Source organism: Pleurocapsa sp. CCALA 161, assembly GCF_003003995.1.
Taxonomy (GTDB): domain Bacteria; phylum Cyanobacteriota; class Cyanobacteriia; order Cyanobacteriales; family Xenococcaceae; genus Waterburya.
In genome coordinates, this window is record NZ_PVWF01000140.1 from 1 (window position 1) to 10,198 (window position 10,198).

Consider the following 10,198-nt stretch of genomic DNA (forward strand, 5'->3'; position numbering starts at 1 on the left):
ATTCGACTTTTGATGCATTACTTAAGATTTAAACGAGTCCCTATTTTTACTTAATCCACCTTTTATTCAGCAACGCCAAAAATTTTATCTTCAAAAGATGTAGTAATCCTAAATTAATATCAACAATGAAGTTCACAAATTCTACTTGGCGTAAAATATCACTGTTTTGGCATAAACTTAAGTTGCAAACCAATCGCTTAAATCAACTAGCAATCTATCAAGAAGCTCGTACTCGTATTTTAATGTGGTATTTATTCCTAATGTTTTTATTTACATTAATCGCTATTCCTGTCATTAGATATCGTTTAATTGCCGATGTCAATTCACGGGTGGAAGCAGATCTGCGGGAGGATTTGGAAAAATTTGAAGAAGAATTAGTCCAAAGTTTATTAGAATCAAAAGTTAAACCAGAGTTAGAACAAACAGAATCCGAGATAGCAAACGATAATATTTATCGAGCCTTTAATAAATTTATCACCAGTAACGAAGTAGCAGATGATAATTATTTTATTGCTATCGTTGATGGTTTATTCTACAAAACAAATGCTGCTTTTCTGCCAACAGAAATCGACCAAGATTCCGCCTTGATGCAACACTGGCAGGAGATTACAGTCGAAGAAGAAGCAGAAATCAAAGTAGACGATCCCAAAATTGGTAGTGTTATTTATAAAGCCGAACCGATTAAAACTACCGAAGAGGTTATTGGTGTATTTGTCGTCGCTCACCTCTCAGCAGGAGAACAGAAGGAAGTTTTGAGTTCGTTTAATATAGTCATTCAAGTTCTGGTATTGATGATCTTGGTTGCTTCGTTGCTAGCTTGGTTGGCAGCAGGAAGAGTATTAGCTCCTTTAAGGAATTTATCAGAAACAGTAAAATCTATTTCCGAATCCGACCTTTCTCAGCGTATTAATACTCAAGGTCAAGGAGAAGTTGCTCAACTAGGTCGTACTTTCAATGCCATGATGGAGCGTTTGGAAACTGCCTTTGATACTCAACGCAACTTTATCAATGATGCAGGACACGAACTGAAAACCCCCATTACCATCATTCGCGGACATCTAGAATTGATGGATGCCGATCCTCAATCCCAACAAGAAACTGTCGAGTTAGTTATCGATGAACTAGATCGGATGAATCGTTTAGTAGAGGATTTGGTTTTGCTAGCAAAATCAGAACGTCCTGATTTTTTGCAGATCGAAACCATCGAGTTAACTTCTTTTGTGACAGAACTATTTAGTAAACTGGGAAAACTGGGGCAGAGGAATTGGAATTTAGATAACGCAATTGTATCAGGTAAAATGACAGGCGATCGCCAAAGAATTACCCAAGCAATTATTAATTTGGCAAATAATGCAGTACAACACACCGTCATCGACAGTTTAATTGTTTTCGGCGCAAAAATAGAAAACAATCACGTTGAATTTTGGATTCGCGATACAGGAGATGGCATTGCTGTTGAGGAACAAAAACGCATTTTTGATCGTTTTGCCAGGATTAAAAATGCTCGTCGTCGTTCGGAAGGTTCTGGTTTGGGTTTAGCTATTGTTCAGACAGTTGTAGAAGCTCATGGAGGAGCAATTAATCTCCAAAGTCAACTGGGGATTGGTTCGACCTTTTCCTTAGTTTTTCCCTTAAAATTTAACGAAAAGCAGAATTAATCATGAAGCAAATATTAATCGTGGAAGATGAAACCAGAATTGCTGCTTTTATTGCCAAAGGCTTAAAAGCCAAAGGCTACAACACCACGCTCGCCGAAGATGCTGATACTGCTCTAGCTTTGCCTTTTGGTTGTCAATTCGATCTGGCACTTCTCGATTTAGGTTTACCAGGTGAAGACGGCTTAACAGTTTTAGAAGCATGGCGGGGACAGGGAGTAAATTTTCCCGTGATTATCTTAACCGCCAGAGATGATGTGATGGATAAAGTAGCAGGTTTAAAAGGTGGTGCGGACGATTATATGACTAAACCTTTTAGCTTTGCAGAATTACTGGCTCGTATTGAAGTGAGATTAAAAGCTAGTAATAGTAGCAATCAAGCTCAAGAAAAAACGCAGATCCTACGAGGTAACATGATTTTGGATCTGCGGACTCGTAAAGTTCAAGTGGGCGATCGCCTGGTAGAATTACCAGCTAGAGAATTTACAATGGCAGAGGTATTTTTTCGCCATCCTGGGCAAGTAATGACCAGACAACAATTATTAGATCTAGTCTGGGGATACGATTATGATCCTGGTTCTAATATTGTTGATGTCTATGTTGGTTATTTACGTAAAAAATTAGGCAACAAATCGATTGAAACCGTCCGAGGTATGGGGTATCGGCTGGGTAGTCCTAAAGGATAAGCTTCGCAAATAGGTAGTCCTAAAGGATAAGCTTCGCAAATGGGTAGTCCTAAAGGATAAGCTTCGCAAATAGGTAGTGGGTAGTCCTAAAGGATAAGCTTCGCAAATGGGTAGTAGGTAGTCCTAAAGGATAAGCTTCGCAAATAGGTAGTAGGTAGTCCTAAAGGATAAGCTTCGCAAATAGGTAGTAGGTAGTGGGTAGTGGTTAGTTATCACTGATAAACAATGAAAAATTTCTCACATAAGTTTCATATCGCTTTCATTGATTCAAACGAAGCTATTAATTGAGTAATCATTTAAGCTTATATAGGAGAATCAGCAAATGAAAATTCTCGTTACTGGCGTGGCTGGCTTTATTGGCTATCATTTAGCTACAAGATTATTGGCTGAAGGCAATCAAGTTTACGGAATAGATAATCTCAATAATTACTACGATGTCAGCCTCAAACAAGCTCGCCTCCAACAAATATTACCTCATAGCAACTTTACCTTTGACTATTTAGATATTAGCGATCGCACTTTGGTTACGGAATTATTTGCAGCAAATGACTTTGATGTTGTCGTTCACTTAGCTGCCCAAGCTGGTGTACGTTATTCGCTACAAAATCCTCATGCTTATGTTGATAGTAACTTGGTTGGTTTCACCAATATCTTAGAAGGTTGTCGTCATAACTCGATTAAGCACCTAATTTTTGCTTCTTCCAGTTCGGTATATGGTGCAAATACCAAAGTTCCTTTTGCTGTTAATGACAATGTTGATCGTCCCATATCTCTCTATGCAGCTACTAAAAAAGCTAACGAGTTAATGGCTCATGCTTATAGTCATTTATATCAAATGCCCATTACTGGCTTACGTTTCTTTACCGTTTATGGCCCTTGGGGTAGACCTGATATGGCATATTTCAAATTTGCTCAGGCGATCGCTCATAATCAACCGATTGATGTCTATAATTTTGGCAAAATGAAGCGAGATTTTACTTATATCGATGATGTTATTGAAGCAGTAACTAGAATTATTCCTACTCAACCTCTGACTCGCAATGGACAACCCCCTTATAAGATTTATAACTTGGGCAATAACCAGCCAGTCGAATTAAACGAATTTATTGCCACGATTGAAAAAATCATGGGCAAATCAGCCCGAAAAAATTTATTGCCTATGCAACCAGGGGATGTAGTATCTACCTATGCAGATGTTCGAGAATTAATTGCGGATTTTGATTTTCACCCCACTACTTCTATTACTCTAGGATTAGAAAAATTTGTTAGCTGGTATCAAGAATACTATCAAGTTGCTTCCAGGGAATTGATCGCTATGTGAATTTAGGCATTGCTGCATCAAGATATGATACGTCTGATGTGAAGTAGGAAAAAATGGAAGATAGAGCGGGTGAATAAGGAGGTAAGAACCTTGCCTTATTTGAATCGAAATAAATAGTTACTGCGCTTTGCAGTTGAGTAGAATATACAGATCAAAAGCTAATAGCTGACTAAGTCCTCGAAGGAGGAGAGCTAAAAATTAGTTAATCAAAAACCTAGTCTATCTATATCAATTGAAAACTGCTGTAAAATAAGATTTTTACTAAATTGTACATTTGGTCACAATATCGATACCTGATAGCAAATTTAATTGAGATGAGAAATCTCGAACTCAAAACCCCATAATTCAGCTCATGGTTGATTCAATCAAGAAAATTAATAGCACAGAAGAGTTAGATGTTTCCTGTTGGGTGAAAACTCGTAACTCTCTTGCGGGCAAATCAACTATTTTGCTATGGGAAGGTTCTGTTTACGCTTTTGTTCCTAATGAAAAGAAAAAACACCTGTTTAAAATTGTGGGCATGAGTGTTAGTCGCTGCCTGCAAAATGCTGATAATAGTTGGGATTTCACTTCTCGTGAATTAACCTACTATCTCGATCCTCATACAGAAGAGGTAGTTCATCAGTGGCATAATCCTTGGATAAGAGAAACAGTGCCTGTTGTTCATGTTGCCAATCATCAAGTTCAAGGTTTATTTAAAGGCAATTTCCCTGCTCAAGTTAATGGGGAGACTACGACCTTTGTTTTCGATCTATTTAGCGACTATCCTAATCCTTTAGGGGGAGATCCTAGATTTATTGAATATAGTCCTCAGGATATTTATCAAGCGACAGAATTATTTAAGTTAACTGTACCTACCGCAGAACTCCACGAGCGCAATATTTCTGAAGTATCTCAAGTAATTCTAAGCTGGGATCGGATTGGTCCTTGGTTACCTTGGATGAAAATGGGTAATCAACCTGGACAGCTAATTTATAGTGCCCATGGTTGTAAGATAAATGGTTTTAAAGAATTACCAGAGTGGCTGCAAGCAGAAATCAATCACCGTGTTCCCTTGTATAAAGATGCTGCTGACCAGAAATTAGACGCAGAAAATATTACTTCTTGGAAATATTTTAAGCAACATTTTGCCGATTATTTAGCTGGGGTAAGATTTCCTTTACCAACTCCCTAAAAATTTCAATGATTAAATATTGTCAGGATTGTCAGGGAGTTCCTAAAGCCTTGTCCCACTCCAACTGATGCGCTAAACCATATTTAACGAAATCTTCTGGTTTAGCGCGATCGTTTTTGCCGAATACCCCCAAGCTATAAGGATTTTCTTGCATCCTTTGGGAAATTAATTCTGTTTCAAATTTGATGACTTCCTTTCTTGGTCGATCGGGTTTAAAAAAATCAACAATCAAGACAGTGCGATCAAAGTCAGTATAGTTATGGGGACAGTGGGGATAACTATGATCGAGAATCATAAATTTCCCTTCCTGCCAGTATAGCTGATCGTGACAGATTTTCATGGCCACATCTCCCTGAGGCACAATTAATCCTAAATAACCTCGATTCATGTGGGGATTATAGTTGACGTGGAGCTTAATATCTAAACCTGGATGAAATGTACCAAAATAAACGTTCCTAATTACATTATCATTGCTTTGGTTCACTTCGGCGATCGCTTTGCCTAAAAACGATTCTTCTGTATATTGCTGAGTGTAGTCCCACACGCTTTTCTGCCCAGGATGTAATTAACTATCTTTATTCTCAACAACAACGATCAGGGTGGTCACAAATCCAAAAAAATAAAGCTAGTAGCTCAATTTCTAATATTTTGGGTCGCAAAATTTATTTGGGTAAGCAATGGACACGACTTCGACCAGGTGTTTATCGGCCTCTATCAAAGTGACCGCGGAAGGCACTCAAGCGCAAGCCCTGGCTTTTAAAGCTAGGGAACGCTTGACTTAAAGTGAAATTGACCAGCATAAGCGATACCCTGATTCGTCTCTTTAATCACTTCCAAAACGTTCAATCATTGATTTGGCTCGACGATATAGCACTACGCATTTTGATTAGGACATTTTTAGTGGGACTTTGACAAAAAACTAGGTTCAAAAAGGGGTGAAAGCCTCATGTATTAATGGTTTAACCTCAAAATAACTAAATCCTTAATATATCTGGGTTTCAGGCGAATTTACCTCTTCGAGGTAAATTCGGCGTCTGGCAAGGCTTTCACCCCTTTTTGATAGGTAAAAATTGTCAAAGTCCCGTTAGAATAGAAAGGAAGTTATCGATAATTAGCGATCGCGCTTTAGTTATGCCAGCACCTTATAGCTATGATCTACGTAAAAAAGCGATTGAAGCAGTAAAAAGAGGAGATAAAAAAATTAATGTCGGTCGTTTATTCAAAATTAGTCGTAATACTTTGGATTTATGGTTAAAAAGAGAAAAAGAAACAGGAGATTACGTAGCGATCGCTGATCGACAAGGAAGGCATAGTAAAATTAAAGACGAAGAAAAGTTCAAGGTTTTTGTCCAAGAGAATAAAGGGGCTTCGCCCCAGCTATTAGCCGTTAGCTATTAGCCATTGGTGACAAGTTAAGCAAAAAAGAAAAAAGTCAAGTACTACAGATAGTGCTTTATTGATTAAGTAACACTATATGCAGAGCGAGATTAATTTAAGGGCGATCGCTATTTAAGGAATTGGTGTGCATAAAAGATATCTCAAAAGCTGATAGCTAATAGCTATCCTAAAGAATTCCCTTCGGTCAAAGCTAAGAGCTTAAAACTATTTGACAAACAGCGTAGTTTCTTAACTTGTCACGAATGCTCTCTACCGTTGCTCCAATGGTCACAAGTTAAGCTTGTAAGCAAGTTGTCAAGAGGGTTTTGGTCGGAGATTGACAGAAAACTGGTCATCACCTCGCTGTTTGTCTGGAAAGGGAGCAACTATTAACTTTTGGTTGGGTTTTCGCTGTCTTTTAACAATCCCTAAACATTTCTGAAGATCACGATGGGCAAAATATTTAACGGGGTCGTCAGCTTCTCCTCTACTCGAAGCACTGTGAAAATAATCAAGACCACGATCAATCATTTCTCAAAAGATGCAGTCAAAAGGAAGTGCGATTTCATCGGCCACAGCATCACCTAAATCGACTAAAACAGCGTCAAATAGCCAAGTTGCCCAAATCTATCTGTAGCTTAATGCCATTAATCGAACGCCACTTGCGTAACTGTCGGGAAACCCGCCATTCAGCCTTGTGCAAAACTCAGAGAGAAAATCAAATCCTTCAACTGCCTATTCTCTCTGAGTTTTGCACGATTCTTAAGTTCGATTGACGAGTTTCTGATTTCCTTCTAAATTAATTTATTTTCTAGGAAATATTCTCGTCCTGCTTATTATTTGCGATACAACCAGTTAAACAGCCAAGAATAATGTTTCTAACCTCGGTAGGAGCTATTGATTTATGTTCGACTGAATTTTTTTGGCTGGTAATCAAAAGGGGACTTTCGTCCATAGAAGTAGGAATGCAACCGTGAGATCCTTTTACTAACTCAGCATGCAAAGGGATGAAATCCATCAGGTAGCGAAAACCCAGTTTTTTTTTGAGCAGAGTTAGACCTATTTTTGCTTTTGCTAGTTTTAGTTGCGGATTGAGGAATAATTCTACGGGATCGTAACCAGGTTTGCGGTGAATATCTACAGTTCTAGCAAAGTCGGGAGAACGACGGTCGTCTAGCCAATAATAATAAGTAAACCAAGCATTAGGTTGAGCGATCGCAATTAGTTCTCCAGAACGAGGATGATCGAGGTGATAGTTTTTTTTGGTCGATTCATTTAATACTCGATCTATTCCTTCAGTTGCTTCTAATATAGAACGAACTTTATCGAGGTAGTCAGTATCGTTGACATACACATGAGCAATTTGATGATCGGCAACGGCAAAGGCAATACTAGCTCCTGGATCGAGTATTTCTGTGTCTAATTCTTCCCGTATGGCAATTAAGCCATTTTCTCTGAGAATTCGATTGATGTGAATTGGTTGATCGACAGAAGTAATTCCATATTCTGAAAGAATAATTACTTCTGTATCGTGAGCCTCATAGAATTTAATCAAATCCGCGCAAACGCGATCAATCTGCACTAAATCTTCTTCGATTTTTTCTAAATCGGAACCAAATTTTTGCAGACAGTAATCTAGGTGAGGTAGATAAACCAAAGTCAAAGTAGGACTGTGTTGCTGTTCCATCCACATAGCCGAATCGGCAATCCACTGAGTCGATGCGATCGAAGTATTGGGACCCCAAAAATTAAACAAAGGGAACTGACCGAATTGAGATTGCAGTTTCGTTCTGATATCGGCAGGCTGAGTGTAAATATCGGGCATTTTGCGACCATCAGCCAGATAAATAGGTCTTGGCGTAACTGTCAAGTCTGCCGAAGAATACATGTTATACCACCAAAAAAGATTCGCACAGGTAAAGTTAGGGTCTAGGTCGCGAGCAGTTTCCCAAATTTTAGTAGCTTGGACTAATTTATTTGATTGTCGCCAGAATTTTATTTCGCATTCGTCCCGAAAATACCAACCATTACCGACAATTCCATGCTGGTCGGGCATTTTTCCAGTTAAATAACTTGCTTGAACAGAACAGGTAACCGCAGGCAAAACTGGCTCTATCGCTGTTACTTGCCCTTTATCTGCCCAGTCAGATAAAAAAGGCATATGCTTCAATAAACTGGGAGTCAATCCAACTACATTAATAACTACTGTTTTCCGCATGAGTGTGTTTTGTCTTTGATATCTTTAGATGCCAGGAATTGTGCTTATTTAAGGAGTGAAATACTGCCTAATCGATCTAATATCCAGTCATATTCTTTTTGAATGGATGTCAGTAAATCTGTTTTCATTGCAGGGGGTAATACTTCCCAGGTATAAGTTTCAATTTCTAAATGCTGACAAATATGGTTATCTGACAACAAATTAAGAACAGTTAATAGATCGTCTTGAGTAGACTGTAAAAGAGAATAATCATTAATGAAAATGGGAACATGAAAATGAGTTCGCCATTCGGCTGCCTCAGATTGTTCTAAATAAGGTAATGCTCCAATCAAGTCAGAATAATGGTGTAACCTACCATCATGGTGACGTTCGATAACTTGATGTAGATAGGTAGATTCGGCGAAGGGACGCAATCTTTCGCCTATTTTGGCTCTTGTCTGAGAATCTGATGGTAAATTTACTCGAACAGCAGCACTAAGCTGAATTTTACCTATTTTGATTCCTGCTGCTGGCAATCGAGCAAAGACCGTAGCAGGTTTCTCATATTCGACGGCAAAATGACAAGTATCATAGCAAAGGCGAATGTGTTCTCGTAGTTGGGATTCGGCTGATGTTTGAGAAATACCCAAATGTTTAGCTAAATAAGCTCCACCAACTGGTAGCAACCATTTCTCAAAAAAATTAATTACCTCTGTGGTATTTTCCAGCAAGCCGTCTGGTTCTGGCTCGATATCTAGATGCAACACTTTACCAGTTTTTTGGCGAATTTCTACCATCTCTGCCGTAACCATAGCTAGGTTCAAGCTAGCCTTTTCCAAGATAGTTGTTTGAGCGAGCGAGTCTGCTTGCCACCAGGGTTTATAGGACAAGGGGAGAGTAGAAATTCCCCCATCCATACCTGAAGGTAAAAGACATGCCAAAATTTCTACTAAACGTAATGTATAGTTCAATCGCTCTATTTTAGACCAATCGGGTGCATACACTTTGTCTTTAACAATTCGCTCATGAAATTTACCATAGGGAAATCCATTAATCGTAAATACATATAGGTTTTCCCGCTCCAGCCAAGATTGAAAACCAGCGAGATTATCTCTTTTTAGTAATTCGCGACTGGCAACATCTGCCAAACGCAGTCCAATACCAAATGATGCCTGGGGAGACAACCGTGCTTTGAGAGGCAGAACATAGTGCTTGAGGTTAGCAAAAACTTGCTGCCACTCTTCCCCTGGATGGATGTTAGTACAGTAAGTGAGATGAAAATTACCTTTAGTTGTTAGCTTCATTTATTTGGTCATTAGTCATTACTTCTTGTTTCCCTACACCTAACCAGAGATCGCCATAGCTCTAGCGTTGGTAAATTCTCGTAACTCTACTACAGCCTGCTCGTATAACATGATATCTACCTCGTGAACCTCAATTCCCCAGCCGATTTGTTGCAGTAGCATTAGGGTTAGTTCACCGCCTAAATGTTCGCGAAACTCCGTTAATCCCGAAAATAGAGAATGGGGTTCTTTTCGCCAAGCTAATTCTGGTACGTATAAATTAAATCCTAAATCATTTAGGGTAGTCAAAATTTGCTGCCATTGACCGTAAGGTAGTAAATTATGTAAATAGGAATAGGTGCAATCTAGAGCGATACCAATAGCTACTGCTTCTCCATGACGGAGGCGATAATCGGTTAAATGCTCTAGTCGATGGGCAGCCCAATGACCGAAATCGAGGGGACGAGACGAACCAGCCTCAAAGGGATCTCCACTAGTCGCAATG

General features: G+C 39.0%; 7 protein-coding genes and 3 pseudogenes. 5 read left to right on the forward strand and 5 right to left on the reverse strand.

Features of this window, described 5'->3' with window-relative positions; genetic code table 11:
* The first annotated feature begins 125 nt into the window (after nucleotides 1–125).
* The 4 genes from C7B62_RS21835 to C7B62_RS21850 all read left to right on the forward strand — a co-directional run bounded on the left by C7B62_RS21835 (nucleotide 126) and on the right by C7B62_RS21850 (nucleotide 4,836).
* A complete protein-coding gene (locus C7B62_RS21835; RefSeq protein WP_106242311.1) occupies nucleotides 126–1,658 on the forward strand; it encodes an ATP-binding protein in 1,533 nt (510 codons plus the stop codon).
* A gap of 2 nt (nucleotides 1,659–1,660) precedes the next feature.
* The gene (locus tag C7B62_RS21840) at nucleotides 1,661–2,341 is read left to right on the forward strand and encodes a response regulator transcription factor (protein ID WP_106242314.1); all 681 of its coding nucleotides are present in this window, start codon (nucleotides 1,661–1,663) and stop codon (nucleotides 2,339–2,341) included.
* A 322-nt stretch (nucleotides 2,342–2,663) separates the two neighbouring features.
* Complete coding sequence (locus C7B62_RS21845; protein ID WP_106242317.1) at nucleotides 2,664–3,662, forward strand: NAD-dependent epimerase; 999 nt, start codon at nucleotides 2,664–2,666, stop codon at nucleotides 3,660–3,662.
* Between the two features lie 352 nt (nucleotides 3,663–4,014).
* Nucleotides 4,015–4,836, forward strand: a complete 822-nt coding sequence (locus C7B62_RS21850) for a DUF1838 domain-containing protein (protein WP_106242320.1) — start codon at nucleotides 4,015–4,017, stop codon at nucleotides 4,834–4,836.
* A 31-nt stretch (nucleotides 4,837–4,867) separates the two neighbouring features.
* Here the strand turns inward: C7B62_RS21850 and C7B62_RS21855 are convergent.
* Nucleotides 4,868–5,341 (reverse strand): annotated as a pseudogene (locus C7B62_RS21855) (aspartyl/asparaginyl beta-hydroxylase domain-containing protein); the annotation flags it as partial.
* A 551-nt stretch (nucleotides 5,342–5,892) separates the two neighbouring features.
* Here C7B62_RS21855 and C7B62_RS21860 point away from each other — a divergent pair.
* Nucleotides 5,893–6,234 carry an IS630 transposase-related protein gene (locus C7B62_RS21860; protein ID WP_199194318.1) on the forward strand — a complete coding sequence of 114 codons (342 nt, stop codon included), beginning with the start codon at nucleotides 5,893–5,895 and terminating at the stop codon, nucleotides 6,232–6,234.
* 274 nt (nucleotides 6,235–6,508) lie between these two features.
* On the opposite strand, the pseudogene C7B62_RS26690 reads toward C7B62_RS21860, so the two are convergent.
* The 4 genes and pseudogenes from C7B62_RS26690 to aroB form a co-directional block, all read right to left on the reverse strand.
* Nucleotides 6,509–6,840, reverse strand: a pseudogene (locus C7B62_RS26690) (IS4 family transposase); the annotation flags it as partial.
* Between the two features lie 184 nt (nucleotides 6,841–7,024).
* Nucleotides 7,025–8,431 (reverse strand): alkaline phosphatase family protein, encoded by a 1,407-nt coding sequence (locus C7B62_RS21870; RefSeq protein ID WP_106242323.1) that lies wholly within the window; start codon nucleotides 8,429–8,431, stop codon nucleotides 7,025–7,027.
* A 44-nt stretch (nucleotides 8,432–8,475) separates the two neighbouring features.
* Nucleotides 8,476–9,714, reverse strand: coding sequence for a metabolite traffic protein EboE (eboE, locus tag C7B62_RS21875; protein WP_106242326.1), 1,239 nt, complete (start codon nucleotides 9,712–9,714; stop codon nucleotides 8,476–8,478).
* Between the two features lie 39 nt (nucleotides 9,715–9,753).
* Nucleotides 9,754–10,198 (reverse strand): annotated as a pseudogene (aroB, locus tag C7B62_RS21880) (3-dehydroquinate synthase); the annotation flags it as partial.

What these genes read in the sequence shown, in the direction of transcription:
- C7B62_RS21835 (WP_106242311.1), top strand. Translation starts at nt 126, where the DNA reads ATGAAGTTCACAAATTCTACTTGGCGTAAAATATCACTGTTTTGGCAT.
- C7B62_RS21840 (WP_106242314.1), top strand. Translation starts at nt 1,661, where the DNA reads ATGAAGCAAATATTAATCGTGGAAGATGAAACCAGAATTGCTGCTTTT.
- C7B62_RS21845 (WP_106242317.1), top strand. Translation starts at nt 2,664, where the DNA reads ATGAAAATTCTCGTTACTGGCGTGGCTGGCTTTATTGGCTATCATTTA.
- C7B62_RS21850 (WP_106242320.1), top strand. Translation starts at nt 4,015, where the DNA reads ATGGTTGATTCAATCAAGAAAATTAATAGCACAGAAGAGTTAGATGTT.
- C7B62_RS21870 (WP_106242323.1), bottom strand. Translation starts at nt 8,431, where the DNA reads ATGCGGAAAACAGTAGTTATTAATGTAGTTGGATTGACTCCCAGTTTA.
- eboE (WP_106242326.1), bottom strand. Translation starts at nt 9,714, where the DNA reads ATGAAGCTAACAACTAAAGGTAATTTTCATCTCACTTACTGTACTAAC.